Source organism: Serratia rubidaea, assembly GCF_016026735.1.
Classification (GTDB): Bacteria; Pseudomonadota; Gammaproteobacteria; order Enterobacterales; family Enterobacteriaceae; genus Serratia_B; species Serratia_B rubidaea.
Genome location: NZ_CP065640.1, coordinates 2,455,095 through 2,481,121, shown reverse-complemented (window position 1 = coordinate 2,481,121; position 26,027 = coordinate 2,455,095). Strand labels below are relative to the sequence as shown.

General features: G+C 61.6%; 22 protein-coding genes and 1 tRNA gene. 10 read left to right on the top strand and 13 right to left on the bottom strand.

Annotated features, from left to right (window positions below):
* Positions 1 to 13: 13 nt before the first annotated feature.
* On the bottom strand, positions 14 to 1,216 hold the full coding sequence (locus I6G83_RS11485; protein ID WP_054307425.1) for an MFS transporter: 1,203 nt from the start codon (positions 1,214 to 1,216) through the stop codon (positions 14 to 16).
* 138 nt (positions 1,217 to 1,354) lie between these two features.
* On the opposite strand from I6G83_RS11485, the gene I6G83_RS11480 reads away from it, so the two are divergent.
* The 5 genes from I6G83_RS11480 to I6G83_RS11460 all read left to right on the top strand — a co-directional run bounded on the left by I6G83_RS11480 (position 1,355) and on the right by I6G83_RS11460 (position 9,416).
* Positions 1,355 to 3,100: an IucA/IucC family protein gene (locus tag I6G83_RS11480; RefSeq protein WP_054307426.1), complete on the top strand. Its 1,746-nt coding sequence runs from the start codon at positions 1,355 to 1,357 to the stop codon at positions 3,098 to 3,100.
* Complete coding sequence (locus tag I6G83_RS11475) at positions 3,100 to 4,050, top strand: GNAT family N-acetyltransferase (RefSeq protein WP_054307427.1); 951 nt, start codon at positions 3,100 to 3,102, stop codon at positions 4,048 to 4,050. Before I6G83_RS11480 ends, I6G83_RS11475 begins: the two co-directional genes overlap by 1 nt.
* Positions 4,047 to 5,795: an IucA/IucC family protein gene (gene iucC, locus I6G83_RS11470; RefSeq protein ID WP_054307428.1), complete on the top strand. Its 1,749-nt coding sequence runs from the start codon at positions 4,047 to 4,049 to the stop codon at positions 5,793 to 5,795. Before I6G83_RS11475 ends, iucC begins: the two co-directional genes overlap by 4 nt.
* On the top strand, positions 5,792 to 7,120 hold the full coding sequence (locus tag I6G83_RS11465; RefSeq protein WP_054307429.1) for a lysine N(6)-hydroxylase/L-ornithine N(5)-oxygenase family protein: 1,329 nt from the start codon (positions 5,792 to 5,794) through the stop codon (positions 7,118 to 7,120). The genes iucC and I6G83_RS11465 overlap by 4 nt, the downstream gene beginning before the upstream one ends.
* A gap of 97 nt (positions 7,121 to 7,217) precedes the next feature.
* The gene (locus tag I6G83_RS11460) at positions 7,218 to 9,416 is read left to right on the top strand and encodes a TonB-dependent siderophore receptor (protein WP_054307430.1); all 2,199 of its coding nucleotides are present in this window, start codon (positions 7,218 to 7,220) and stop codon (positions 9,414 to 9,416) included.
* 41 nt (positions 9,417 to 9,457) lie between these two features.
* Here I6G83_RS11460 and I6G83_RS11455 read toward each other — a convergent pair whose 3' ends face one another.
* From I6G83_RS11455 to dalD, 3 genes are all read right to left on the bottom strand, one after another.
* On the bottom strand, positions 9,458 to 10,738 hold the full coding sequence (locus I6G83_RS11455) for an RbtT/DalT/CsbX family MFS transporter (RefSeq protein WP_054307431.1): 1,281 nt from the start codon (positions 10,736 to 10,738) through the stop codon (positions 9,458 to 9,460).
* A gap of 70 nt (positions 10,739 to 10,808) precedes the next feature.
* Positions 10,809 to 12,272 carry a xylulokinase gene (gene xylB / locus I6G83_RS11450; protein WP_054307432.1) on the bottom strand — a complete coding sequence of 488 codons (1,464 nt, stop codon included), beginning with the start codon at positions 12,270 to 12,272 and terminating at the stop codon, positions 10,809 to 10,811.
* 9 nt (positions 12,273 to 12,281) lie between these two features.
* The gene (dalD, locus tag I6G83_RS11445) at positions 12,282 to 13,649 is read right to left on the bottom strand and encodes a D-arabinitol 4-dehydrogenase (protein ID WP_054307433.1); all 1,368 of its coding nucleotides are present in this window, start codon (positions 13,647 to 13,649) and stop codon (positions 12,282 to 12,284) included.
* 238 nt (positions 13,650 to 13,887) lie between these two features.
* Between dalD and I6G83_RS11440 the strand changes: the two genes are divergently transcribed.
* Positions 13,888 to 14,829, top strand: a complete 942-nt coding sequence (locus tag I6G83_RS11440) for a sugar-binding transcriptional regulator (RefSeq protein WP_054307434.1) — start codon at positions 13,888 to 13,890, stop codon at positions 14,827 to 14,829.
* A 103-nt stretch (positions 14,830 to 14,932) separates the two neighbouring features.
* On the opposite strand, the gene I6G83_RS11435 is transcribed toward I6G83_RS11440, so the two are convergent.
* Both I6G83_RS11435 and dnaQ read right to left on the bottom strand, forming a co-directional pair.
* A tRNA-Asp gene (locus I6G83_RS11435) sits at positions 14,933 to 15,009 on the bottom strand.
* A 156-nt stretch (positions 15,010 to 15,165) separates the two neighbouring features.
* Positions 15,166 to 15,903 (bottom strand): DNA polymerase III subunit epsilon, encoded by a 738-nt coding sequence (gene dnaQ, locus I6G83_RS11430; RefSeq protein WP_054307133.1) that lies wholly within the window; start codon positions 15,901 to 15,903, stop codon positions 15,166 to 15,168.
* A 72-nt stretch (positions 15,904 to 15,975) separates the two neighbouring features.
* On the opposite strand from dnaQ, the gene rnhA reads away from it, so the two are divergent.
* Positions 15,976 to 16,443: a ribonuclease HI gene (gene rnhA / locus I6G83_RS11425; RefSeq protein ID WP_054307134.1), complete on the top strand. Its 468-nt coding sequence runs from the start codon at positions 15,976 to 15,978 to the stop codon at positions 16,441 to 16,443.
* Here rnhA and I6G83_RS11420 read toward each other — a convergent pair whose 3' ends face one another.
* Positions 16,444 to 17,163, bottom strand: coding sequence for a class I SAM-dependent methyltransferase (locus I6G83_RS11420; protein WP_054307135.1), 720 nt, complete (start codon positions 17,161 to 17,163; stop codon positions 16,444 to 16,446). It lies immediately after the preceding gene.
* A gap of 44 nt (positions 17,164 to 17,207) precedes the next feature.
* On the opposite strand from I6G83_RS11420, the gene gloB reads away from it, so the two are divergent.
* Both gloB and mltD read left to right on the top strand, forming a co-directional pair.
* Complete coding sequence (gloB, locus tag I6G83_RS11415) at positions 17,208 to 17,963, top strand: hydroxyacylglutathione hydrolase (protein WP_054307136.1); 756 nt, start codon at positions 17,208 to 17,210, stop codon at positions 17,961 to 17,963.
* Positions 17,964 to 18,035: 72 nt separating this feature from the next.
* On the top strand, positions 18,036 to 19,427 hold the full coding sequence (gene mltD / locus I6G83_RS11410) for a murein transglycosylase D (protein WP_126530519.1): 1,392 nt from the start codon (positions 18,036 to 18,038) through the stop codon (positions 19,425 to 19,427).
* Between the two features lie 59 nt (positions 19,428 to 19,486).
* Here the strand turns inward: mltD and I6G83_RS11405 are convergent, their stop codons facing one another.
* On the bottom strand, positions 19,487 to 20,266 hold the full coding sequence (locus I6G83_RS11405) for an endonuclease/exonuclease/phosphatase family protein (protein ID WP_015671058.1): 780 nt from the start codon (positions 20,264 to 20,266) through the stop codon (positions 19,487 to 19,489).
* A 279-nt stretch (positions 20,267 to 20,545) separates the two neighbouring features.
* Between I6G83_RS11405 and yafC the strand changes: the two genes are divergently transcribed.
* Positions 20,546 to 21,442: a DNA-binding transcriptional regulator YafC gene (gene yafC, locus I6G83_RS11400; RefSeq protein ID WP_054307137.1), complete on the top strand. Its 897-nt coding sequence runs from the start codon at positions 20,546 to 20,548 to the stop codon at positions 21,440 to 21,442.
* A 45-nt stretch (positions 21,443 to 21,487) separates the two neighbouring features.
* On the opposite strand, the gene dkgB is transcribed toward yafC, so the two are convergent.
* The 5 genes from dkgB to I6G83_RS11375 form a co-directional block, all read right to left on the bottom strand.
* Positions 21,488 to 22,291: a 2,5-didehydrogluconate reductase DkgB gene (gene dkgB / locus I6G83_RS11395; protein ID WP_041411997.1), complete on the bottom strand. Its 804-nt coding sequence runs from the start codon at positions 22,289 to 22,291 to the stop codon at positions 21,488 to 21,490.
* Positions 22,292 to 22,430: 139 nt separating this feature from the next.
* A complete protein-coding gene (locus tag I6G83_RS11390) occupies positions 22,431 to 23,660 on the bottom strand; it encodes a beta-ketoacyl-ACP synthase (RefSeq protein ID WP_054307138.1) in 1,230 nt (409 codons plus the stop codon).
* Positions 23,657 to 24,388, bottom strand: coding sequence for a 3-ketoacyl-ACP reductase FabG2 (locus I6G83_RS11385; protein WP_054307139.1), 732 nt, complete (start codon positions 24,386 to 24,388; stop codon positions 23,657 to 23,659). The genes I6G83_RS11390 and I6G83_RS11385 overlap by 4 nt, the downstream gene beginning before the upstream one ends.
* The gene (locus I6G83_RS11380) at positions 24,385 to 24,858 is read right to left on the bottom strand and encodes an ApeP family dehydratase (protein ID WP_054307140.1); all 474 of its coding nucleotides are present in this window, start codon (positions 24,856 to 24,858) and stop codon (positions 24,385 to 24,387) included. The genes I6G83_RS11385 and I6G83_RS11380 overlap by 4 nt, the downstream gene beginning before the upstream one ends.
* Positions 24,855 to 26,027 (bottom strand): beta-ketoacyl-[acyl-carrier-protein] synthase family protein, encoded by a 1,173-nt coding sequence (locus tag I6G83_RS11375; protein WP_054307141.1) that lies wholly within the window; start codon positions 26,025 to 26,027, stop codon positions 24,855 to 24,857. Before I6G83_RS11375 ends, I6G83_RS11380 begins: the two co-directional genes overlap by 4 nt.

Sequence of the window (26,027 nt, the reverse complement as noted above, 5' to 3'; positions counted from 1 at the left end):
CTCTCCCGCTCGTTTATTTTTCTCGCCGGCGCCATAGCCAGCCGCTTACGCCGCCCAGCAGGACGGCCATCGCCAGCGCCGCCGCAATCAGCTGCGACTCGCCGTAAAATTTCGCCACCGCCGGCACCATCAGTGCGCTCAGCCCGTAGCCCAGCGTGTGGCTGGTGGCAATCACGCCGGAACCTTTGCCGGTAGAGAGTTTGTCATTCAGCAGCAGCTGGTAGCCCGGCGTGGCCATCGCCGCGCCGAATGACGTCAGCGCACAGCCCAGGTAAAACAGCGCCAGCGGCTGCACGCACATCAGCGCCAACCCTACCACCATCAGCGACGCGGCAATTAGCAGCAGCTGCGCCGGCGGAAAACGCTGCGGCCGCACCACCAGAAACTGCGCCAGCAGCGTACAGCCCGCCGCCACGCTCAGCAGGATCGCGACGTGGTGGCTGACCACCGTTGCAGAGTGCTGGAACAGCCGGGTCAGATGCGGCGCCAATCCCAGCTGCATCAGGCTGACCGCCGCCGCCAGCAGCAGAGCGCACAGCAGATACGGCAGCATATGCCACTGTAAACGGTTTTGCTGCTGCGCCACCGGCGGCAGCGGCGGATCGTTCTGCTGCCGGCACACCACCAGCAGGGCCAGCAACGGCGCCAACGCCATCAGCCACAGCGGCGCCATCGGATGCAGCGAGAGCGCCAGCGCCGCGCACAGCGGCCCCAATAGGCGGCCGCAGCTCAGCCCCGAGCTGATGGTGGCCAGCGCCGCCATGCGTCGCTCGTGACCGGCGCGCTGCAGCGCCCAGGTCTGGCTGGCGGGCACCATGCCGGATACCGTCAGGCCGTAAATGACGCGCGCCGCGACCAGCGCGCCCAGCCCCGCCAGCGAGGGCAGCCAGCCTGCCGCCAGCCCCCATACCGCCAGCGCCAGCAGTGCAAAGCTGAGCAGATAGCCGCCCAGCGCCATCAGCACCACATACTTGCAGCCGCGCACTTCGCACTGCCGTCCCCAGTAGGGAGAGCCGACTAAAAACAGCATCGAACCGAGCGTCAGTAACCCCGCCCAGACCGACAGTGACAGATGGGTCATGCTGACCAGCACCGGCAGCGCGACCAATAAACCATTTTGCCCGATGCCCAATAAACCGGCGCAAAACGCCAGGGGCCAGTTGGCTGGTGCGCTTTTGGCGCCGGCAAGGAGATCGGGTTGTGGGGATAGGCTCATGAAAAGTAAAGTAACCGTTAAGAAAGTAAGAGTTATATGTTTGGTTTATGATAAAAATTGTACCATGGGATTATTGTGAATGTTAACCATTCTTGATATAAGAATCATTCTCAATTGTTTCATAGTGAATCTGGGATCATGACTATTCAGTTTGCAACCGCAAAGACCGATGTGGCTGCGCAGTGTTTTCTCAACGCATTAATGCGCGAAACCCGGGATTGGCAAGTTATTCCGGCTACCGACCACCAGCAACATCCTCAGTTACATATTCCTCTTAATCAGCATCAGGCGATCCGCATTAATCTGCGCTACACCTCACCGACGCAGCACCACCACTACCTGTTCCCGGCCACACTGCATCAGTCAGATGACGGCCAGGCCACGACGCTCAGCGTTGAGCAACTGGTGGATCTGCTGCTGGCCAAGCCGGCGGTAAAAGGCGAACTGAACGACCAGACCGTGGCGCTGTTCCGCCAGCGCGTGCTGGAGAGCCACGACAATACGCAGCAGGCGATCGCCGTGCGCCTCGACTGGCCGACGCTGCGCGACCGGCCGCTGAACTTCGCCGAGGCGGAACAGGGGCTGCTGGTCGGCCATGCGTTTCACCCGGCGCCGAAATCCCACGAACCGTTTAACCCGCAGCAGGCGCGGCGCTATCTGCCGGACTTCGGCGCGCGCTTCCCGCTGCGCTGGTTTGCCGCCGATAAACGCGTGGTGTGCGGCGACAGCCTGACGCTGACGCTGCAGCAGCGCCTGCAGCGCTTTGCCGCCGAAAGCGCGCCGCAGCTGCTGGCGCACTTTACCGACGACGTCTGGCTGCTGCCGATGCACCCGTGGCAGGCCGACCATCTGCTGGCCCAGTCGTGGTGCCGTGAGCTGGTTGAGCAAGGACTGCTGCGCGATCTGGGCGAGGCCGGCGCGCGCTGGCTGCCGACCAGTTCGTCCCGCTCGCTGTACTGCGAAACCAACCGCGACATGATCAAATTCTCCCTCAGCGTACGCCTGACCAACTCGGTGCGCACGCTGTCGGTCAAAGAAGTCAAACGCGGCATGCGGCTGGCGCGGCTGGCGCAAACCGATCGCTGGCAAACGCTGCAGGCGCGTTACCCCACCATGCGCGTGATGCAGGAGGACGGCTGGGCCGGCCTGCGCGCCGCAGACGGCCAGATTCAGGAAGAGAGCCTGATGGCGCTGCGGGTCAACCTGCTGTTCGATCGCCCGGATACGCAAACCAACGTGCTGGTGACGCTGACCCAGGCCGCGCCGGACGGCGGCGATAGCCTGCTGGCGGCGGCGGTGCGCCGCCTGGCCGCCCGTCTTGATCTGCCGCTGGCGCAGGCCGCCCGCTGCTGGCTGGATGCCTATTGCCGACACGTACTGCTGCCGCTGTTCAGCGCCGAGGCGGATTACGGCCTGGTGCTGCTGGCGCACCAGCAAAATATTCTGGTGGAGATGCAGCAGGATCTGCCGGTCGGCATGCTGTACCGCGACTGCCAGGGCAGCGGCTTTACCTCCGACGCCACGCCGTGGCTCGATCAGATCGGCGAAGCCGAGGCGGAAAACCGCTTCAGCGAACAGCAACTGCTGCGTTACTTCCCTTATTACCTGCTGGTGAACTCTACGCTGGCGGTCACCGCCGCGATGGCCGCGGCCGGTTTTGACGACGAACAGCAGCTGATGACGCAGGTGCGCGACGCGCTGGCCGGCCTGCGCGCCACCGCGCGCAACACCCGTTGCCTGGACTACGTGCTGGACAGCAGCCACTGGAACTGCAAAGGCAACTTCTTCTGCTATCTGCACGATCACAACGAAAACACCATCGTCGATCCCGCGGTGATCTATTTCGACTTCACCAACCCGCTGCGCGCGCAGGAGGATAAATAATGTCGATCGCCAAACTGATGCATGCCGCCGGCGGCTTCCGCTGCGAAATGCTGGGGCAGAATCTGCCGCTGAGCCTCGGGCTGGACGGCAGCGCAGTGCTGCACCCGCCGGGCGTCGCCCTGCCCGCCGGCTGGCTGGTACAGGCGCTGGACCAGCTGCTGGTCGCCGCGCCGCAGCTGACCGGCATCGCCCTGCCGTATGCCGCATGGCGCGAAGAGCCGCAGGCGCAGGCGCTGTTCGCCCTGGCGCACGGCGACTATCTGGCGCGCGAAACCTTTTATCAGCTGCCGCTGTGGCTGACGGCGCCACGCGCGCCGGCTGACGGGCAGATGCAGTACGACGCCGAGCGCGAACTGTGGTTCCCGCAGCGCCCGGCGCGTCCGCAGGGCGAGGTCTACCGCCGTTTCGATCCGCAGATTAAGCACACGCTGAGCTTCCGCCTGCCGGACGTGGCGCAGGACGCCGAACGCTTCACCCGTTGGATGAACGCCCCGCGCGTCGCCGCCTTCTGGGAGATGGCCGGCCCGCTGGAGCAGCAGGCCGCCTACCTGCAGCGTCAGCTGGATTCCAGCTACTGTTATCCGCTGCTGGGCTGCTTCGACGATCAGCCGTTCGGCTATTTCGAAGTTTACTGGGCGGCGGAAGATCGCATCGGCCGCCACTACCGCTGGCAGCCGTTCGATCGCGGCCTGCATATGTTGGTGGGCGAAGAGGCATGGCGCGGCGCGCAGTTTATCCGCAGCTGGCTGCGCGGGCTGACTCACTATCTCTATCTGGACGAACCGCGCACCACCCGCGTGGTGGCCGAGCCGCGCGCCGATAACCAGCGCCTGTTCCGCCATCTGCCGGCGGCCGGCTATCAGACGGTGAAGGAGTTTGATTTCCCGCATAAGCGTTCGCGTCTGATCGTCAACCAGCGTCACGACTTCTTTCAGGGGCAAGCGGTATGAATCTCACGGAATACGCGGACTGGCAGCACGTTAACCGCCAGATGATCGCCAAGATCCTTGCGGAGCTTGAGTATGAGCGCACGCTGCGCGCCGAAGCCGAGCAAGACGGCTGGCGCATCACGCTGGGGGATGCGGTTTACCGCTTCCGCGCCCGGCGCGGCATCTGGGGCTGGCTGCATATCGACGCCGACTCGCTCTCCTGCGGCGACCAGCCGCTGGCGGCGGACCAGACGCTGCGTCAGCTGGCGCAGGTGCTGAGCATGAACGACGCGCAGATCGCCGAGCATCTGGAAGATCTGTACGCCACCCTGCGCGGCGATCTGCAGCTGCGGGCGGCGCGCCACGGCATGAGCGCCCAGGATCTGATTGCGCTCGATCCCGACGAGCTGCAGTGCCTGCTGGCCGGCCACCCGAAGTTTATCTTCAATAAGGGCCGCCGCGGCTGGGGTCTGGAGGCGCTGCAGCGCTATGCGCCGGAGTATCAGGGGCAGTTTCGCCTGCACTGGGTGGCGGCGCGGCGCGACAGCTTTGTCTGGTGCGCCGACGACGACTATCCGCTGGATAATCTGCTGGACAGCGCCATGGACGTCAGTGAGCGTCAGCGTTTCGACCGCCGCTGGCGTGAACTGCAGCTGACGCAGGATTGGATCCCGCTGCCGCTGCACCCGTGGCAGTGGCAGCAGAAGGTCGCCCTGCACTTCCTGCCGCAGCTGGCAAGCGGCGAACTGGTGGAACTGGGCGAATTCGGCGACGACTATCTGGCCCAGCAATCGCTGCGCACGCTGACCAACGTCAGCCGCCGCTCGGCCTTTGATATCAAGCTGCCGCTGACCATTTACAACACCTCCTGCTACCGCGGCATTCCCGGCAAATATATCGGCGCCGGCCCGGCGGCCTCCCGCTGGCTGCAGCAGATCTTCGCCGCAGACGGCACGCTGCGCGCCAGCGGCGCCCAGATCCTGGGCGAACCGGCGGCCGGCTACATGGCGCACCCGACCTACGCCAGCCTGCCGCAGGCGCCTTACCGCTATCAGGAGATGCTCGGCGTGATCTGGCGCGAGAACCCGTCCGGCTATCTGCAGGAAGACGAGCAGGCGATACTGATGGCGACGCTGATGGAAACCGACAACCACGGCCAGCCGCTAATCGCCGCCTATATCGAACGCTCCGGCCTCAGCGCCGAAGCCTGGCTGAGCCAGATGTTCCGGGCGGTGGTGATCCCGATGTACCACCTGATGTGCCGCTACGGCGTGGCGCTGATCGCCCACGGCCAGAACATCACGCTGGTGATGAAGGATCACGTGCCGCAGCGCGTGCTGCTGAAGGATTTTCAGGGCGATATGCGCCTGGTGGATCAGGAGTTCGCCGAAGCGGCGTCGCTGCCGCAGTCGGTGAAGGACGTCACCGTACGCCTGCCGGCCGACTACCTGATTCACGACCTGCAGACCGGCCACTTTGTCACCGTGCTGCGCTTTATCTCGCCGCTGATGGCCGCTTGTCAGCTCAGCGAGGAACGTTTCTATCAACTGCTGGCGACGGTGCTGCAAGACTATATGGCGCAGCACCCGGACATGGCGGAACGCTTTGCACTTTTCAGTCTGTTTAAACCACAAATTATTCGCGTGGTGCTCAACCCGGTGAAACTTACCTATTCAGAACACGATGGCGGCAGCCGTATGTTGCCGAACTATCTGCAGGATCTGGATAACCCGCTTTATTTGGTCACCAAGGAGTCTGCCCAATGAATCAGCCCCTCGATTTCATCGGCATCGGTATCGGTCCGTTCAACCTCAGCATTGCCGCGCTGGGTAGCGAAGTCGCCGGTTTCAACAGCCTGTTTCTTGAGCGCAAGCCGCATTTTTCCTGGCATCCGGGCATGATGGTGCCGGACTGCCATATGCAAACCAGCTTTCTCAAGGATCTGGTCAGCGCGGTGTCGCCGACCAATCCGTACAGTTTTCTCAACTACCTGGTGAAGCGCAAAAAGTTTTACCGCTTCCTGACCACCGAGCAGCGCACCGTATCGCGCGAAGAGTTTGCCGACTACCTCGACTGGGCGGCCAACGGCCTCGAGTCGCTGGCGTTCAGCCAGGAGATTGAACAGGTGGCCTTCAACGATAAACAGCGGCTGTTTGAGGTCACCACCCAGCGCGGCATGTTCCAGGCGCGCCACGTGTGCCTCGGCATCGGTAAAAAACCGCTGCTGCCGGCCTGCGTCAGCGAGCAGAACGATCGCTGCTTCCACGCCAGCGAAATGGCGCTGCGCAACCCGGATCTGGCCGGCAAACGCGTCACCGTGGTCGGCGGCGGCCAGAGCGGCGCCGATCTGTTCCTGAATATTTTCCGCGGTGAATGGGGGCAGCCGGTGCAGCTCAACTGGGTGTCGCGCCGCAATAACTACAACGCGCTGGACGAAGCGGCGTTCGCCAACGAGTATTTTACGCCGGAGTATGTGGAAAGCTTCTACACCCTGAACGACAGCGCCAAACAGCGCATGCTGACGGAGCAGAAGATGACCTCGGACGGCATTACCACGGAATCTCTGCTGGCGATTTACCGCGCCATGTATCACCGCTTTGAAGTGCTGCGCGAAACGCCTTGGGCGCGCCTGCTGCCGAGCCGTTCGCTGGCGGCGATGCAGCCGCAGGGCAACGGCTACCAGCTGGTGACCCACCACCATCTCGATCAGGGCAAAGAGACCTTTGACAGCGACGTGGTGATTTTCGCCACCGGCTATCAGCCGGAGCGCCCGGCGTTTCTGGCGCCGCTGGCTGGGCGGCTGCAGCTAACCGAGGATGACAACTATCGCGTAGCGCCGGACTTTACCCTGGCGTGGGACGGCCCGGCGGAAAACTGTCTGTTTGCCGTCAATGCCGGCATGCATAGCCACGGCATCGCCGAACCGCAGCTGAGCCTGATGGCCTGGCGCGCGGCGCGCATCCTCAACCGGGCGCTGGGCCGGGAAGCGTTTGATTTAACGGCAACCCCGTCGCTGATCCAGTGGCGCAGCCAGCAAGTCGGAGAAACCTCACGAAATAGTCAATCTATGCTGAATTATTCCGAATTTTAGTTTTTAATATCCATCCCTGCGGCGGACAAGACGCGCGAAGCCGCGTCGCCGCAGGGATGCGCAATAATCACAACCATGGGAAAGATTGGGAATAACGATGAAACGCAAGCACCTCTGGATACTGAATCCCTGCCTGCTGGCCATGCTGGCGCCGGCCGCCTGGGCAGACGATCAAAAAAATGAAGACCAGTTGGTGGTTTCCGCCAACCGTATGCACCGCAGCGCGGCGGAAATGGCGCAGACGACCTGGGTGATTGAAAGCCAGGAAATTGAACAGCAGGTGCAGGGCGGTAAAGAGATTAAAGAGATCCTCGCCCAGCTGATTCCGGGGATGGACGTCAGCAGCCAGGGGCGCACCAACTACGGCATGAACATGCGCGGCCGTTCGATGCTGGTGATGATCGACGGCGTGCGCCAGAACTCCTCGCGCACCGACAGCCGCCAGCTCGACTCGATCGACCCGTTCAACATTGACCATATTGAAGTTATTTCCGGCGCCACCTCGCTGTTCGGCGGCGGCAGCACCGGCGGCCTGGTGAATATCGTCACCAAAAAAGGCCAGCAGGAAAAACAGGTGGAGCTGCAAATCGGCGGCAAAACCGGCTTCGGCGGCCATAACGACCATGATGAGAACGTGGCGGCGGCGGTCAGCGGCGGCAACGAGCACGCCTCCGGGCGCCTGTCGGTCTCCTACCAGCGCTACGGCGGCTGGTACGACGGCAAAGGCAAAGAGGTATTGATCGACAATACCCAGACCGGCCTGCAATATTCCGACCGCATCGACGTGATGGGCACCGGCACCCTGAATATTGATGACCACCAGCAGCTGCAGCTGACCACCCAATATTACAAAAGCCAGTCCGACGGCGACCACGGCCTGTATCTGGGCGAAAATTTCTCGGCGGTCACCGGCAACGGCCAGGCCTCCAACAGCGGCAACCTGAATTCCGACCGTATCCCCGGCACCGAACGTCATCTGATTAACCTGCAGTACTCCAACACCGACTTCTGGGGCCAGGATCTGGTGGCGCAGGTCTATTATCGCGATGAGTCACTGACCTTCTACCCGTTCCCGACCCTGAGCAAACAGGGCGACGTCACCAGCATCGGCGCATCGCAGCAGAAAACCGATTTCTACGGCGGCAAGCTGACGCTGAACAGCAAGCCGGTCGACGGTCTGACGCTGACCTACGGCGTCGACGCCGAGCATGAAAGCTTCAACGCCAACCAGCAGTTCTTCGATCTGGACAAGGCGAAGCAGTCCGGCGGTATGGATCTGCAAAACAGCTACAACGTCGGCCGCTACCCCGGCTACACCACCACCAACCTGGCGCCGTTCCTGCAGGCCAGCTATGACATTAACCCGATCTTCACCCTGAGCGGCGGCGTACGCTATCAGTACACTGAAAACAAGGTGGATGACTTTATCGGCTACGCGCAGCAGCAGGGCATCGCCAACGGCCTGGCCAACTCCGCCGACGCCGTGCCGGGCGGTAAAACCAGCTACAACAATGCGCTGTTCAACGCCGGTCTGTTGGCGCACCTGACCGAGCGTCAGCAGGTGTGGTTCAACTTCTCGCAGGGCTTTGAGATCCCGGATATCGCCAAATACTACGGCTCCGGCAACTATGATCTGGTCAACGGCCACTATCAGCTGAAGAACAGCGTCAACGTCAATGACTCCAAGCTCGACGGCATCAAGGTCAACGCTTACGAACTGGGCTGGCGCTACACCGGCGACAATCTGCGCACCCAGGTAGCGGCTTATTACTCGCTGTCTGACAAGACCATTTCGATCAATAAGACCGATATGACCATCAACCTCGACGACGACAAGCGCCGGATTTACGGCGTGGAAGGGGCGGTGGACTACTTCTTCGACGACAGCGAATGGAGCACCGGCGCAACCTTCAACCTGATCAAGTCGCAAACCAAGGTTGACGGCAAGTGGGAAAAACTGACCGTCGACAGCGCCAGCCCGTCGAAAGCCACCGCTTACGTCGCCTGGGCGCCGGGCGACTGGAACCTGCGCGTGCAGTCGCAGCAGACCTTTGACGTTTCCGACGCCGACGGTAAAAAAATCGACGGCTATAACACCGTCGATTTCCTGGGCAGCTACCAGCTGCCGGTGGGGAAAGTCAGCTTCAGCGTCGAGAACCTGCTGGACAAAGACTACACCACCACCTGGGGCCAGCGGGCGCCGTATCTGTACAGCCCGACCTACGGCGCGCCTGAGCTGTATAGCTATAAAGGCCGCGGCCGCACCTTTGGTCTGAACTACTCGGTACTGTTCTGATCCCTGCCTGACCGGGGGCGCGCCGCGCCCCCGCATTTCCCTTATGACGAGATACCGGCGGTTTCGCCCTCGCCGCTTGCCTGACGGCCAATGCCCGGCTGCTCGACGCGAATCAGCGGACAGAGGAAAAACGCCAGCACGTACAGCGCCGTGTACGCCACTACCACGCCGATGGTGCTGAAGTACGGCAGCAGCACCACCGCAATCGCCGGCGCCAGGAAGTTCGACAGCCCGGCGGACAGGTTGTACACCGAAATCGCCGCGCCTTTATGCTTCGGCTCCAGCGCCGGGAACACCGCCGCCATCGGCACGAACGCCGCCACGAAGATCCCCAGCGCAATCGCCGGAATCAGCGCCATGGCGAAGTTATGGCCGAAATGCTGCGGAATGTAGTAAAACGCCAGGCTGGAGAGCGCCATCCCCACACAGCCGAACCAGCGCACCACCTTCATCCAGCCCATTTTCTCCGCCACAATGCCCCAGAATACGTTGGAGAAAATGGTGGTAAAGAAGAACACCGCCCACACCTGCAGCCACTCCGGCGTGGTGAAGCCCAGCTCATCGACGAACATCAGCGGCATGATGACCGCAAAACCGAACAGCGACAGCGTGTTGATGATGCGCACCATGCTGGAGAACAGAATGCTGCGGTTGGTGTACAGCAGCGTCACCGCGCGGCTCAGTTCGCCGAACTTTTCCCGGGTGGTGAGGTTGCGCATATGGCGCGGCGTTTCGGTATTGCGCAGCGCCACCATCGAGATAATGCCGCCGATCACGCAGAACACCAGCGCCAGCCACAGGGTGCCCAGTTCGCCGATCTGCGGAATGGTAAAGCTCGGGATATAGCTGCCGAGCACGCCGATGCCGATCGAATACACCGCCCAGAACCAGCCCAGCGCGGAGCTTGCCCTGTCGCTCGGCACGTTATGCACGATGGCGACGATAAACGCGTACAGGAACAGCGGATAGGCCAGCCCGCGGATACCGTAAAACAGCAGAATCAGCGGATAGTTGGCATTGCCCAGGCCGAACACCAGGAACAGCACGTGGAAAACGCACCACATGATGAAGCCGATCAGCATGGTTTTCTGCGGCGTGATAATCTCCGCCACCACGCCGGAGATCCAGGCGGCCAGCGCCGCCGCCAGTCCGTACAGGGTGAAGGCGAAAGAGGCCTGCGCCGGCGTAAAGCCCAGCTCTTTTATATAGTGCGACAGGAAGGCCAGCTCGAAACCATCGCCGGTCATAAAGACCGCAATGGCGATATATCCCCATATCAGGTTCAGGGGCAGTCCGAGCCACTGTTTGTTATTTACCGACATAATGACCTCGTTTTCAGGGTACTGAGGGCCGCTCTCCGCGAGCGGCCGCGATGTATTATTGTTATTAAAATCAGTGCTTACGGTAATTCAGGTCGTTGACATACAGCGCGTTGAACTGCGCATGGCGCGCCGTCAGCCGCTGATGCCGCGCCGGATCGGGACGCCAGGTCTGAAACACGTCCGGCTTGGCGCACACCGCCGCCAGCGGTTTGCCGGCCGCCAGACAGGCCAGACGCGCCGCGCCGAGCGCGCCGCCGGTTTCGCCGCCTTTATGCGTCACCACCGGCAGGTTCAGGGTATCCGCCAGCAGCTGCGCCCAGAACGGGCTGCGGGCGCCGCCGCCCACCAACGAGCACTGTTCGATTCGGGTGCCGCTTTGCGTAAGCACCCGCAGGCCGTCCGCCATGCCGAAGCTCACGCCCTCCAGCACCGCATAGCCCATCAGCGCGCGCTGGCTGGCGTGGTTCAGCCCCCAGAACATACCGCCGGCATCCGGGTCGTTATGCGGCGTGCGCTCGCCGGACAGGTACGGCAAAAACAGCGGTGCGGCGGCTTTTTCTTCCTCGCTCAGCTGGGCAATCTCTTCCAGCAGCGCGCTTTCCGTTACCCCCACCAGCCGGCAGAACCACTGCAGACAGCTGGCGGCGCTGAGCATCACGCTCATCTGATGCCACAGATTCGGCAGCACGTGACAGAAGGCGTGCACCGCCGACTGCGGCGCCGGCCGGTAGGCGTCGGTGACCACAAACAGTACGCCGGAGGTGCCTAGCGAGATAAACGCATCGCCCGGCGACACCGCGCCGACGCCGATAGCGCTGACGGCGTTATCCCCGCCGCCGCCGGCCACCGGCACGGACGGGTTCAGCCCCCAGCGCGCGGCCAGCTGCGGTTCCAGCGTGGCGGAAACCTCACAGCCTTCCACCAGCGCCGGCATATGCCGTCGCGACAGGCCGCACTTGGCCAGCAGCGCATCCGACCAGTCGCGACGCGCCACGTCCAGCCACAGCGTGCCGGCGGCGTCCGACATATCGGAGATTTTCTTACCGGTCATGCGATAGCGCAGGTAATCCTTCGGCAGCAGCACCGTCGCGGTGCGGGCAAAATTCTCCGGCTCATGGCGGCGTACCCACAGCAGCTTCGGCGCGGTGAAGCCCGGCATCGCCAGATTGCCGGCCACCTGATGCAGCTCCGGCGCAATCTCTTCCAACTCCACGCACTCCTGCGCGCTGCGGGTGTCGTTCCACAAGATGGCCGGGCGAATCACCTCGCCGCCGTCATCCAGCAGCACCGCGCCGTGCATCTGCCCGGACAGGCCGATCGCCTTGATGGCGGACCAGTGCTGACCGCACTTTTCCCGCAGCGTGGTCATCAGGTAATCCGTGGCTTCCCACCAGGCCTGCGGCGCCTGCTCCGACCAATGTGGCTGCGGCCGCTGAATGGTCAGCGGTGCTCTGTGGCTGGCGACAATCGCGCCGCTTTCATCCACCACCAGCGCCTTGACTTCGGATGTGCCAAGATCGATGCCTAAATACATAGCCGCCCCTCAGTTAATCAGCGCGTGAACCGCGGCAATCTTCTCACGCAACAGCGCGGCAAAATCGGCACGCTGCGTCAGTTCGCCAAACAGCGCGCTATCCTGCGCATAGACGGCGATCGGATCGTCCGCTTCGAACATCGCATGCACCGCCGGCGCATTGAGGATGCCGTCCTGGTATTCGTACGGCAGCGCGCCCTGATGCCACTTCTCCATAAACACGAAGAACAGCGCCGGCAGCATGGCGGTGGCCTCCGGCCGTACGCCGCGCTGGTAGCACTCCTGCAGAGTAGGCGCGATCATCGCCGGGATCTTGGAGAAACCGTCCGCCGCCACCCGCTGGTTGGTATCCTGAATATGGGGATTGGTGAAGCGCTTGAGCACCACGTCGCGGTAGGTCGGCAGATCGATGCCGTTGTCCCCCAGGCTGGGGATCACGTCCTGTGTGACGTAGCGGTCGGCAATGGCGTAAACCGCCGGGGTCAGCGTGCTCTCATGGATATATTGCTGGCCGAGCAGCGTGCCGGCCCAGGCGATGCAGCTGTGCGAGGCGTTAAGAATGCGGATTTTCGCCTCTTCGTAAGGGATCACCGACGCCACCAGCTCCACGCCCACCGCGGCCAGATCCGGGCATCCGGCGCGGAAGTTGTCTTCCACCACCCACTGGATAAAGCTCTCCCCCATTACCGGCGCCCGGTCGTCGATCCCGGTTTGCGCCTTGATGCGCGCCGGTAGATCCGCCGCCGGACGCGGCGTGATGCGGTCAACCATGGTGTTCGGGCAGCTGGCGTTGGCCGCCAGCCAGTCGCTGACCGCGCTTTTGCCGCTCAGCTGCAGGAACTCCGCCAGCCCGTCGCGGAAGCGGTCGCCGTTGTGGCGCACGTTATCGCAGCTCAGCAGCGTCAACGGCCCGGCGTTTTGCGCCATGCGCTGTTCCAGAATTTTGGTCACCGCGCCGTAAATGGTTTTGCAGCCGCCGTTCAGGTCGGCCGCCAAGTCGACATTGCCCACGTCCAGCCGGTGGCCGGTGTCCAGGTAGTAGCCGCCTTCGGTCACGGTGAAGGCAATCACCTTGGTCTGCGGCCGGGCGCCCTCGTCAATCAGCGGCTGCAGATCCGGTTGCCACGGCAGCAGTTTGCGGATCGAGGCGATCTCCTCATACTCGCGCTCGCCGTCCGGGCTGACGGTTTCCAGCACGTAGCGCCCGTCTTGCGCCGCCAGCGCCTGTACCACCTGTTCGGCATCGTTACGGATATTACCGGCGGCGATATGCCAGCGTTGGTCGCCGGCGGCGATCAGGCGGTGCAGATACCACGCCTGATGCGCGCGGTGAAAAGATCCCAGGCCGATATGCAGCCACGTGTTTTGCTCGTTCATGGTTCAACTCCCCAGTGCGGTTATGCCGCTCACTGTAGATGATCATTTGAGATGAATAAGAGCCGCAGATCACAAAAGAGCAAAAGACCAATAAAATTACATATGACCAATATCGAGCAAATAACTTGCCTGAAGACATTGCTACCGACACAATGAGGCTCTTATTTCGTCAGGCGTTGCCCGTTCGCATTGCGCGGCCATAGCTGCAGTACGGCGGCAGTTACTTGAGGCAGAGTTCGTGAGTAAAGAAGATGATATCCGGCTGGATCAGAAGGTCCGCGCCGCATGGATGTACTACATCGCCGGTCTTAACCAGAGCGAAATCGCCAGTCAGCTCGGCACATCGCGGCCCGTGGTGCAGCGGCTGATCGCCGCGGCGAAGGAAGAAGGCATCGTCTCGATCGGGTTGCACCATCCGGTGGCCAACTGTCTGGACTATGCGCAGCTGCTACAGGAAAAATACCGCCTGCTGGAGTGTAACGTGGTGCCGGCTTACGGCGGCGAAGGCACGCTGGACAGCGTCTCTTTCGGCTGTCAGCAGATTATGGCGCGCTATCTGCGCGACGCCCAGGCCAAGGTGATCGGCATCGGCTCCGGGCTGACGCTGAAAAAGACCATCCACCGCATCGACTTCGACAGCCAGAATACCCGCTGCGTCGCCCTGATCAGCGCCATGAACGAAAACGGCGAGTGCAACTATTACGACGACGTGCCGCTGCTGCTGGCGCGGAAAATCCAGGCGAAGTATTACCAATGGCCCGCGCCGCGCTATGCGCAGACCACGCAGGAGCACGCCATGTGGTGCGGCAGCCGTCTGTACCGCAACGTCTCGGCGGAGGCGGAAAACTCGGATGTGATTTTTGTCGGCATCGGCGCCCTGGGGACGCAAAGCCCGATCTTCAAAGACGGCTTTATCGATCGCCGGCAGTTGGATGAGCTGACCGCGCTCGGCGGCGTCGGTGAAATTCTGGGGCGCTTTATCCATGCCGACGGAGAGGTGCTCGACTGCGCGATCAATCGGCGCAACACCAGCTACGATATCCGCCGCAGCGATTGCCCGCGCATCGCCGCGGCCTGCGGCGAAGATAAGCGGCCGGCGATATTGGCGGCGCTGAAAGGCGGCTGGGTCAATGGGCTGGTGACCGACGAGCACAGCGCCCGCTGGTTGCTGACGCGCTGAGTCCGCGCTGCGCGGCCGGCGGGCCGTGCGGCGCAGTCCGGATGGCGGATGGCAAATACGAAAAAGCCCGATGTTATCGTTTGATAACATCGGGCCTGAATAGTGGCGGAACGGACGGGGCTCGAACCCGCGACCCCCTGCGTGACAGGCAGGTATTCTAACCAACTGAACTACCGCTCCGCGTCGTTCCCTCTTGCGGGGGAACGACGCGAATATTACGGATGAGCGCGCATTCCGTCAACGCCTTTTTTCCAGGAAAAATACCGTTTGCACAGTTTTTCAGCTAACCGGGCAAGCGGGTGATTTTGCAGTGCTTTTTTTCGCCGCGAAACGTCGTTATTCTGCGCGCCACAGACAGTTGCCGCCGCCCTTTTTCGCCACCAGATCCAGACGCGCCTCGTGGGCAACCAGCTCTTCATCGCTGGCGTACACCACTTTCATCGCATTGGCCGGACGCACGATGCGCTGCACCTCCTGCACCGAGTCGTTCTGCTGGGTGTCCCCTTCCATCTGGAATGCCATCGAGGTCTGGCCGCCGGTCATCGCCAGATAGACTTCCGCCAGGATCTCGGCATCGAGCAATGCGCCGTGCAGCGTACGCTTGCTGTTGTCGATTTCGTAACGGCTGCACAGGGCATCCAGGTTGTTGCGCTTGCCTGGGAACAGGCGGCGCGCCATCATCAGGCTGTCGGTGATGGTACAGAAGGTATCGGTATTCGGGATATTCCGCTGCAGCATGCGGAACTCGTGATCCATAAAGCCGATATCGAACGACGCGTTGTGAATGACAAGCTCACCGCCGCGGATAAAGTCGAGGAACTCGTCGGCAATCTGATCGAAGGTCGGCTTGTCGGCCAGGAATTCGTCGCTGATGCCGTGTACGCCGTAGGCTTCCGGATCCACCAGCCGGTCCGGTTTGACGTACACATGATAGTGGCGGCCGGTCAGGCGCCGGTTGATCACCTCTACCGCACCGATTTCGATGATGCGGTGCCCTTCATAGTGAACCCCTAGCTTGTTCATACCGGTGGTTTCGGTATCAAGAACGATTTGTCTGGTTGGTGTAGTGATCATATTGCAGTGCTCATCGCGCTCGTTTATGTCAGACTTGGCTTTTAAAACCTAATTAGGAAGAGTCTACCAGAGATGCTCAAACAGGTAGAAATTTTCACCGACGGCTCCTGCCTTGGCAACCCCGGCCCCGGTGGTTACGGCGCTATTTTGCGCTACAAACAGACGGAAAAAAGCCTCAGCGGCGGCTATCGGCTCACCACCAACAACCGGATGGAGCTGATGGCGGCGATTGTCGCGCTGGAAACCCTGACCGCCCCCTGCGCGGTGGTGCTCAGCACCGACAGCCAGTACGTCCGCCAGGGGATTACCCAGTGGATCCACAACTGGAAAAAGCGCGGCTGGAAAACCGCCGACAAAAAGCCGGTCAAGAACGTCGATCTGTGGCAACGGCTGGATCTGGCGATCGCCCGTCATACCGTGCAGTGGGAATGGGTCAAGGGCCATGCGGGCCACCCGGAGAACGAACGCTGCGACGTGCTGGCGCGCGAGGCGGCCGGCAACCCGACCCAGGAAGACAGCGGCTACCAGCCGGACGCCTGATTACGGCAGTTTGCGGTAACTCTTGGTCGCGCCGACCGCGCGGCCAAGGGACGGTTTGCGCGCCCCCATTTTCAGCGGCGTCGGCGTCAACGGCAAGGTCCGCTTGCGCGCCACAATCATGCTCATGCAACCCAGCGCCGGCAGATGGGTGCTGAGGAACTTCCCCCCCTTGCGGTGCCACGGCAACACGTGGAAGCGCGTCTGACACAGCACCTCATAATTCAGCAGGCTCAGCCAGTCCAGCAGCCGCATCTGGGTAAACATGCGGCTGGCGTACGGCTGCCGCTGACGCAGCCGCGGCACCAGCTTCGCCACCCCCAGCAGGCTGAGCGGGTTAAAGCTGCTGATCACCAGCCAGCCGTCGTCAATCAGAATGCGGTCCACCTCGCGCAGCATCCGGTGCGGATCGTCGGCGTAAGGCAGGCTGTGGGCCAGCAGGCAGGCATCCACCGACTTGGCGGCAAACGGCAGCTGATAAGCGTCGGCGCGCACCTGCAGCCCGGCGCCGCTCATCCCCACGTTGACCTGATGGGAAATGGCGCACTTGTCGGTGGTCAGCTCCGCGCTCAGGCTGCCGATTTTCAGCAGATGGAAGCCGAACAGTTTCGGCCACCAGGGTTGCAACTGCTGTTCCAGCGCGGCACGATAATATTCTCCCCATGGCAACTCGGCCCACGACTGCGGGCTTTGAAGCTTTTGTAGAGTGTGGGCTGGTTTCATGATTTATTATCTTCTTTCAAGCCGTTGCCAACGAGAGGTGTCCTATGAATCTTATCAGCATTCCTGCCTTCCAGGACAATTACATTTGGTTATTAGACGACCAGCAAGGCCACTGCGTCATTGTCGACCCGGGCGAGGCGCCGCCGGTGCTGGATGCGCTGCAGCGCCTGCAGCTGACGCCGGACGCCATCCTGCTGACCCACCATCACCGCGACCACGTGGGCGGCGTAGCGCAAATTGTCGCGCAGTATCCGGCGCTGCCGGTATACGGCCCGCAGGAAACCGCCGATAAAGGGACAACGCAGGTGGTTAAAGGCGGCGATAGCATCGATGTCGGCGGCAGACGCTATCAGGTGATGGCGGTTCCCGGCCATACGCTGGGCCATATCGCCTTTTACAGCGCCCCGTATCTGTTCTGCGGCGATACGCTGTTTTCCGCCGGCTGCGGACGCCTGTTTGAAGGCACCGCAGAGCAAATGTATCACTCATTGCAACAATTCGCGCAACTTCCCGATAACACTTTAATCTGCTGCGCGCATGAATATACGCTGGCAAATCTTAAGTTTGCGCGGGCTATTTTGCCGCAAGATCGACAAATAGAAACATATCAGCAACAGGTTGAGGCGTTACGGGCAAAAGGGCAACCCAGCCTGCCGACAACCCTGCAATTAGAGCGAAAAATAAACCTATTCTTACGTTGTCATGACACTGATTTACAAAAAGAATTAGGCTTTAACTCTCCGCCGAACGACCTTGCTTCAGCTTTTTCCGAATTACGCCGTCGGAAGGATACCTTTTAAAGCTTTTAGTTGTGTTGCCCGGCGAAGCACAGTATTATTGCTCGTCTTTTAAGCAACCATATTGACACACACATGAAGGCTAAAGCGATATTACTCGCCTCAGTCTTGCTTGTTGGTTGCCAGTCGTCCAAGCAGGACGCACCGGCTCCTGAACAGCATGCACAGAGTTTGTCTTCGGCAGGTCAAGAAAGTGAAGCAGGAAAGTACACAGCAAATAGTCGAGCGAGCTCGGCGCAGTGGCTGAATAAAAACGGCAACAGCGCCCAGCAGCAAGACCTGTGGAACTTCATTAGCGACGAGCTGAAGATGGAGGTTCCGGAGAATTCCCGGATCCGTGAACAAAAAAGAAAGTACTTAAAAAATAAGAGCTATCTCCACGATGTAACATTACGGGCTGAGCCGTACATGTACTGGATAGTCGAGCAGATTAAAAAACGCAATATGCCGATGGAACTGGTACTGCTACCCATAGTGGAGAGCGCTTTTGACCCACACGCCACATCGAGCGCCAACGCCGCAGGGCTTTGGCAGATTGTGCCGCAAACGGGTCGCAATTATGGTTTGAAAAACAACCAATGGTATGACGGACGTCGTGACGTCGTCGCCTCAACCACGGCGGCGCTGAACATGATGGAGTACCTGAACCGCATGTTTAAAGGCGACTGGCTGCTGACCGTTGCCGCCTATAACAGCGGCGAAGGTCGCGTTATGCGCGCCGTCAAGGCGAACCGCCGTCAGGGTAAACCGACCAACTTCTGGGCATTGTCGCTTCCGCGTGAAACGTCAATCTATGTCCCGAAAATGCTGGCGCTGAGCGAGATTATCAAGCACAGCAAAAAGTATGGCGTGCGCTTGCCGAAAACGGATGAAAACCGGGCGTTGGCGCGTATCGACGTCGGCCAGCAGATGCGCCTGACCCAGGCGGCCGAGCTGTCCGGGGTGTCGCTGACCAAGATTAAAGCGTTTAATCCGGGTTACAAGAAAGGCGTGACCGCACCTAACGGGCCCCATTACATCATGGTTCCCCAGGGGCATGCCGACCAGCTGAAAGGATCGCTGGCTAACCGCGACGTTGCCGTGACGCAGCCGACTACCCAGTTGGCGAAGAACAGCGGCCTGACCGGCGGCAGCACCTATAAAGTGCGCTCCGGCGACACGTTGTCGGGCATTGCCCAGCGGCTGAACCTCAGCACCAGCGATCTGCAGAGCTGGAACAACCTGCGCAGCAAGAGCACGCTGAAGGTTGGGCAAACGCTGCAGGTAGCCCGCAATGGCGGCAGCAACAGCAGTATCACCTACCGCGTACGCAAGGGTGACTCGTTGGCCAGCATTGCACGTCGTCACGGCGTTGAAATTAACGACGTGATGCGCTGGAACAGCGCGCTCGAACGCAAGAACAGCAGCTTGCAGCCGGGCCTGACGCTGACGTTGTTTGTCGACAACAATGTCTCGCCGGATACCTGACCGCGCGTAAACGTAAAAAAAGCACCTCTCGAGGTGCTTTTTTATTGCCCGCCGTCCGGCTAGCGCGCCGGCTGAAACTCCACCAGCAGCGGATTATGATCCGAAGCGCGCGTCACCAGCACCGAGGCCTCCGCCACGCCCAAATCGCGGTAGAACACAAAGTCCAGCGGGCGACCAAAGGCTTTGCGCCGATGATCGTCAGTAAAGTTAACTTCGCGCAGCGCCATATCGCCGGCAAACTGATACAGCGCATTGATGCGTCTGCGGCTCCAGGCGTTAAAATCCCCCGCCATGATCACTGGCCCGCGATGGCTGGCAATCTGTTCGCCGATCGGCCCCAGCTGCTTACTGTAAACGTCCACACCCAGGCTGAAATTAACCGCATGGATGTTCACCACCATCAGCAGCTCATCGTTAAACAGCGGGTAGACGGTGATCAGCGCCGACTTCGCCAGGCGCAGCAGCGGCTCCTTCTCACGCAGCGGGCAACAATACACCGGGTGCGCCGCCGCCAGCGTCATCACGCCGGAGGGATGCTGCGGCAGAGAAAAGGCCGGCACCTGATCGGCCGCCAGATAGTTGGAGGTGGCGAACTGCACCAGTTCCGGCGTGGTTTGCGCCTCCTGCAACAGTACCAGCTGCGCGTCCTTGCCGAAGCTTTTCAGCACCGACAGCCAATCGGCGCGCTGCTGTTTGAAGATATTCCAGACCATCACCCGCAGCGCGCCACCGGTGGGCAACGCGGCCCCCGGCGGCAATGGTGCGTTGTGGGCGCCAGGGAAAATCCGCTCTACCGGCTGGCCTGCAACATACCTCATGGCGTAAGTTCGTTTCGGCACGCTATTCGCCTATTTCCCATTAAAAGGACGGTAATTATTCCCGCCAACAATGAATTGATTATACGCCGCTCCTGGCCACTTGTTAGGCTTTCCGCTGCATAACCTTATCTGTTATAGGGGCGACGCGGCGGCTTTTCAATCGCCAAGGCGCTTTCCGTCTGTAAAGATAGCGCTGGTGGGCCGCTACGCCGGTTCAGATTGCTGACGCCCCTTATCCCCTTTATGCTTAACTGATAAAAATGCTCAAAGTTTTAAGTCAGCCTTGCTAGCGGAGCAACAATGAAAGCGAATTCGGACGAACTGATCACCTTTGTCACGGTGGTGGAAAACGGCAGTTTCAGCCGCGCGGCGGAACGCCTGGGGCAGGCCAACTCCGTGGTGAGCCGCACGGTCAAAAAGCTGGAAAACAAGCTGGGAGTGACCCTGCTCAACCGCACCACCCGCCAAATCAGTCTGACGCAGGAGGGGGAAAACTATTTCCGCCAGGTGCAAAAGGTGCTGACGGAGATGGCGGCGGCGGAAAATGCGCTGATGGAGAGCCGCCAGCGGCCGCAGGGGCTGCTGCGCGTCGACGCCGCTACGCCGGTGGTGCTGCACGTTCTGGCGCCGCTGGTGGCCGAATTCCGCACGCTGTACCCAGAGATGTCGCTGTCGCTGGTGTCGTCGGAAACCTTTATCAACCTGATTGAACGCAAGGTGGATATCGCCATTCGCGTGGGAGAGCTCACCGACTCCAGCCTGAAGGCGCGCAAGCTGATGAACAGTTACCGCAAAGTGCTGGCCTCGCCGGACTATCTGGCCAAACACGGCACGCCGACCACGGTGGAAGAGCTGCGTCAGCACTGCTGCATCGGTTTTAACGACCTGGTGGCGCTCAACCGCTGGCCGCTCTCCTGCGCCGACGGCCGTCAGCTGGAGATCGAACCGGGGCTGACCAGCAACAGTGGTGAAACCCACCGCCACCTGTGTCTGTATGGCAACGGCATCGCCTGCCTGTCCGACTTTATGAGTGATGAAGACGTCAGGCGCGGCGATCTGGTGCCGATCCTGACCGAACAGACGCTGCCGCTCGCCATGCCGATTAACGCGGTGTATTACAGCGACAGCGCGGTCAGCAACCGTCTGCGCAGCTTTATCGACTTTCTCAGCGCGCGTCTCGGCAGCGCTCAGCCGTAAAAAAGGCGCCTTGCGGCGCCCGTACGTCAATTGTCCAACCGGCGTTTAGTCCCACGCCGGCGCCAGCCCTTCCGGGCTGACCAGACGGCCGCCGCACTCCAGCGCAGCGATCTCGGCCATATCCTGCCCGCTCAGCGTCAGCTGCTGCGCCAGCAGGTTACTGGCCAGGTTGTCGCGCTTGGTGGATGACGGAATCACCGCATAGTCCTGCTGCAGCGCCCAGGCCAAAATCACCTGCGCCGCGGTGGCGTTATGGCGGGCGGCGATGGCGTTGATAACCTCATCCTGCAGCGCCTTACCGTAGGCCAGCGTCATGTAGGAAGTAATAGCGATGCCGTGCTGACGGGCAAACTCCACCACCTGACGGTTCTGCAGATACGGCGACAGTTCGATCTGGTTGGTGGCGATCTCCTCCGCCCCCACCGCGTCGATCGCCTGCTGCATCAGCGCCACGGTAAAGTTGGAAATACCGATCTGACGCGTCAGCCCCTGCCGCTTCGCCTCCAGCAGCTCCGCCATAAACTCCGCCACCGGCACCTCATCGTTTGGCGACGGCCAGTGGATCAGCGTCAGGTCGACGTAGTCGGTTTTCAGCTTTTGCAGGCTCTCCTGCAGGCTGGGGATCAGTTTTCCCTTTGCCAGGTTGGCGGTCCAAATCTTGGTGGTGATAAACAGCGCTTCACGCGCGACGCCGCTCTCGGCAATCGCCTCGCCCACCGCCGCTTCGTTGTCATAGATCTGCGCGGTGTCGATGGCGCGGTAACCCAGTTCAAGCGCGTTGCGTACGGAATCTTTCACCACCTGATCCTGCAGGCGGAAAGTGCCCAAACCAAATGCTGGAATGCTCATCATCTCTCTCTCAATTTGTTTAATGAAATACCACTGACGAGAGTATGACAGCGCTTTTGTTGATCAAAAACAGCAGGAAATGCAGAAGACTTTTAGCTGCAACGCAATAATGGCCGGAGATTGCTCCGGCCGGATGCGGCTACGCCCAGCGGCGCAGAATCAGCGAGGTATTGATGCCGCCGAAGGCGAAATTGTTCGACTGAACAAATTCGGTCTCGATGGCGCGGTAATCACCCATGATGTAATCCAGATCGCCGCAGGCGCTGTCCGGTTCCGTCAGGTTAATCGTCGGTGCAAACTGACCGTCGCGCATCATCTCCAACGCCAGCCAGGCCTCGAGCGCACCGCAGGCGCCCAGCGTGTGGCCGAAGTAGCTTTTCATCGACGAGATTGGCGTTTGGTTGCCGTAGATCGCCGCGGTCGCCAGACTTTCGGCAATATCGCCCCGGTCGGTGGCCGTGCCGTGCGCGCTGATATAGCCGATATCGCCAGCCGTCAGACCGGCGATATCCAGCGCCTGTTGGATGCAGATCTGCATGGTTTCACGCTGCGGCTGAGTAATATGCGCGGCGTCGCAGTTGGTGGCGAAGCCGACGATTTCGCCGTAAATCGTCGCGCCGCGCGCCTGCGCATGCTCCAGCGATTCCAGGATCAGCGTGGTGGCGCCTTCTCCGATCACCAGCCCGTCGCGCTGGCGATCAAACGGCCGCGGCGTCAGATCCGGCCGCTGGTTCTGCTGGCTGGTGGCGAACAGGGTATCGAACACCGCCGCTTCCGACGGGCACAGCTCCTCCGCGCCCCCCGCCACCATCACCGTCTGGTAACCGTGGCGGATGCTCTCATAGGCATAGCCGATCGCCTGACTGCCGGAGGTGCAGGCGCTGGAGGTCGGGATCACCCGTCCGCGCAGGCCGAAGAACAAGCCGGTGTTGACCGCCGCAGTGTGCGGCATCATCCGCACATAGGTGGTGCCGGTAATATTGTGGGTGTGCTTTTCGGTCAGCATGGTGGCGAATTCGCTGACCGAGTCGGTGCTGCCGCTCGACGAACCGTAGGCGATGCCGGTCGCGCCGCTGGTCAGCACCGCATCCTCCAGCAGGCCGGCCTGCTCCAGCGCCAGCTCCGTGGCGCGGGTCGCCAGCAGCGACACCCGCCCCATCGAGCGAATGCGTTTACGCGTGTAGTGATCCGGCAGGGCAAAATCGTCCACCGGCGCGCCCAGCCGCGCATTCAGCCCCAGGTACGCTTCCCACTGCGCCATATAGCGCACCGCGCTTTTCCCCTGCCGCAGTCGCGCATCAATCTGCCGCCAGTCGTTACCAAAGGCGGTGATGCCCGCCATGCCGGTGATCACCACCCGCTGCGTCATACCATGCCTCCGTTAATGGAAATCACCTGCCGCGTCACATAGCCGGCAATGTCCGACATCAGGTAGCTGGCGAGCCCGGCGACCTCCTCGGCCGTGCCCATGCGTTTTAACGGAATGGCGCGCATCGCTTCATCCCGCGCCAGCGGCTCCATATCAACCATACCGGTATCAATCAGCCCGGGGGCAATACAGTTCACGGTGATTTTGCGCTTCGCCAGCTCAACCGCCAGCGCCTTACAGGCGCCGATCACGCCCGCCTTGGCGGCGCTGTAGTTGACCTGCCCGCGGTTGCCCATCACGCCGGACACCGACGACAGCGCGATAATCCGTCCGCCTTTACGCAGACCGATCATCGGCATCACGCACGGGTGCAGCACGTTGTAAAAACTGTCGAGATTGGTATGGATCACGCCGTCCCAGTCGCCGTCGCTCAGCGCCGGGAAAGCGCCGTCGCGGGTGATGCCGGCGTTATTCACCACGCCGTAATAGGCGCCGTGGCGCTCGATATCCTGCTCCAGCCGCTCGCGGCACTGAACGCGATCGCTGATATCAAACTGAATCAGCCGCCCCTGACCGCCGGCCGCCGTAATCTGCTGCAGCGTCTGTTCTGCGCCGGCCCTGTCACGGTGATAATGCACCACCATATAAAAACCATCGGTCGCCAGACGACAGGCGATCGCCTGTCCGATTCCTTTGCTGGCGCCGGTGACTAAAACGGAACGCGTCATGCGTTGCCCCCTGGATTGGTTAGTTGAGTAATTTCCTGCTGGTCGGGCTGGTAGGTATTGAGCCTGCCGTGCGCAACCTGCTGCTCGTTCAGCGTCAGCGTGCATTCAAAGCAGGCCAGTTTCTCATCGCGGAACAGCTGCCGGGCGCTGACCACCAGCTCGCTGCCGGCGGCGAACGCCGGCTGCTCACAGCGAATGGCGCGGCCGCCCAGCAGCATGCCCAGCGCCGGCGGCAGACCGGACTGACGCCCGTGCCAGCCGCTCCAGACGCCAATGGTCTGCGCCATCAGCTCCACCGCATACCAGGCGGGCAATGCGCCCTGCTCATCGAGAAACGGCGCCAGCACGCCGCGATCGCTGACCCGGACCGTACAGCAGGCGCCCTCTTCATCCACGCTGATGACCTGCTCCAGCAGCACCATCGGCGCCGCATGCGGCAAATAGTATTCAGCAGCCTGATAACAACTCATGGCAGCGCTCCTAACAACAGGCAGGCATTGTTGCCGCCAAAAGCAAATGAATTCGACAAAATCGTCCGCCGCGTCAGCGCCTGCGGCGCGGTCAACAGATCGATCGCCGCCAGCTCGCCGTCACGCGGCGCCTGGCTGAAGTCCTGCGCCGGCAGCGGCAGATCTTCCGTCAGCAGCAGCCAGCTCAGCCCGGCCTCCACCGCGCCGGCGGCGCCCAGCGTATGGCCGGTCAGATGTTTGGTCGAGCTGCACGGCGTGGCGGCGCCAAACATACGCTGCACCACCTGCGCCTCCATCGCGTCATTCAGACGGGTCGCGGTGCCGTGCAGATTGATATAGCCAATATCCTGCGGCTGCAGCCCGGCGGTCTGCAGCGCCATCGCCATCGCCCGCTCCGCCCCCAGCCCCTGCGGATGCGGCGCCGACATATGCCAGGCGTCGGACGATTCCCCCACGCCCAACAGCGCCACCGGCGCCGGCTCGGCGCTCAACAGGATCAGCGCCGCGCCTTCGCCGATATTAATGCCGCTGCGCCCCTGGGCAAAAGGCGTGCAGCGCGTCGCCGACAGCGACTCCAGGCTGCGGAAACCGTTAATCGCCATCTGGCACAGGCTGTCGGCGCCGCCGACAATCGCCGCATCGACCAGCCCGGCGTCAATCAGGCGTTTGCCGCTGATGATCGCCCGCGCGCTGGAGGAACAGGCGGTCGACAGCGTATAGGCCGGCCCCTGCACGCCAAGCAGCGCGCTCAGGAACTGCGCCGGATCGCCCAGCTCCTGCTGAGCATAATCATAGCCCGCCGGCCACTCGCCGCGCTGCTGGTAATACTGCAGCCCCAGCTCCCCTTCGTGGATCCCCGAGGTGCTGGTGCCAAGGATCACCGCCACGCGCTCCGCGCCGTAGCGCGCTATCGCCTCTTCGACCTGCGGCGCGATCTGCGCCAGCGCCGCCAGCAACAGACGATTATTACGCGAGTCGTGACGGCGCAGCGCCGCCGGCAACGTCGGTAAATCTCCCGTCACCGCACCATACCATGACGGCTCGTCGCCCAGCAGCCACCGGGTTTGCGGCTGCATGCCCGGCGCGCGGCCGGTACGCAGGCTGTGCGCGGTTTGCGCCAGGGTCATGCCCAGCGCGCTGACCATACCCAGCGCGGAGAAATAAATCAT

Excerpts from the sequence above, each read along its gene's own strand:
- I6G83_RS11485 (WP_054307425.1), bottom strand. The coding sequence starts at position 1,216 with ATGAGCCTATCCCCACAACCCGATCTCCTTGCCGGCGCCAAAAGCGCA.
- I6G83_RS11480 (WP_054307426.1), top strand. The coding sequence starts at position 1,355 with ATGACTATTCAGTTTGCAACCGCAAAGACCGATGTGGCTGCGCAGTGT.
- I6G83_RS11475 (WP_054307427.1), top strand. The coding sequence starts at position 3,100 with ATGTCGATCGCCAAACTGATGCATGCCGCCGGCGGCTTCCGCTGCGAA.
- iucC (WP_054307428.1), top strand. The coding sequence starts at position 4,047 with ATGAATCTCACGGAATACGCGGACTGGCAGCACGTTAACCGCCAGATG.
- I6G83_RS11465 (WP_054307429.1), top strand. The coding sequence starts at position 5,792 with ATGAATCAGCCCCTCGATTTCATCGGCATCGGTATCGGTCCGTTCAAC.
- I6G83_RS11460 (WP_054307430.1), top strand. The coding sequence starts at position 7,218 with ATGAAACGCAAGCACCTCTGGATACTGAATCCCTGCCTGCTGGCCATG.
- I6G83_RS11455 (WP_054307431.1), bottom strand. The coding sequence starts at position 10,738 with ATGTCGGTAAATAACAAACAGTGGCTCGGACTGCCCCTGAACCTGATA.
- xylB (WP_054307432.1), bottom strand. The coding sequence starts at position 12,272 with ATGTATTTAGGCATCGATCTTGGCACATCCGAAGTCAAGGCGCTGGTG.
- dalD (WP_054307433.1), bottom strand. The coding sequence starts at position 13,649 with ATGAACGAGCAAAACACGTGGCTGCATATCGGCCTGGGATCTTTTCAC.
- dnaQ (WP_054307133.1), bottom strand. The coding sequence starts at position 15,903 with ATGATCACTACACCAACCAGACAAATCGTTCTTGATACCGAAACCACC.
- rnhA (WP_054307134.1), top strand. The coding sequence starts at position 15,976 with ATGCTCAAACAGGTAGAAATTTTCACCGACGGCTCCTGCCTTGGCAAC.
- I6G83_RS11420 (WP_054307135.1), bottom strand. The coding sequence starts at position 17,163 with ATGAAACCAGCCCACACTCTACAAAAGCTTCAAAGCCCGCAGTCGTGG.
- gloB (WP_054307136.1), top strand. The coding sequence starts at position 17,208 with ATGAATCTTATCAGCATTCCTGCCTTCCAGGACAATTACATTTGGTTA.
- mltD (WP_126530519.1), top strand. The coding sequence starts at position 18,036 with ATGAAGGCTAAAGCGATATTACTCGCCTCAGTCTTGCTTGTTGGTTGC.
- yafC (WP_054307137.1), top strand. The coding sequence starts at position 20,546 with ATGAAAGCGAATTCGGACGAACTGATCACCTTTGTCACGGTGGTGGAA.
- dkgB (WP_041411997.1), bottom strand. The coding sequence starts at position 22,291 with ATGAGCATTCCAGCATTTGGTTTGGGCACTTTCCGCCTGCAGGATCAG.
- I6G83_RS11390 (WP_054307138.1), bottom strand. The coding sequence starts at position 23,660 with ATGACGCAGCGGGTGGTGATCACCGGCATGGCGGGCATCACCGCCTTT.
- I6G83_RS11385 (WP_054307139.1), bottom strand. The coding sequence starts at position 24,388 with ATGACGCGTTCCGTTTTAGTCACCGGCGCCAGCAAAGGAATCGGACAG.
- I6G83_RS11380 (WP_054307140.1), bottom strand. The coding sequence starts at position 24,858 with ATGAGTTGTTATCAGGCTGCTGAATACTATTTGCCGCATGCGGCGCCG.
- I6G83_RS11375 (WP_054307141.1), bottom strand. The coding sequence starts at position 26,027 with ATGATTTATTTCTCCGCGCTGGGTATGGTCAGCGCGCTGGGCATGACC.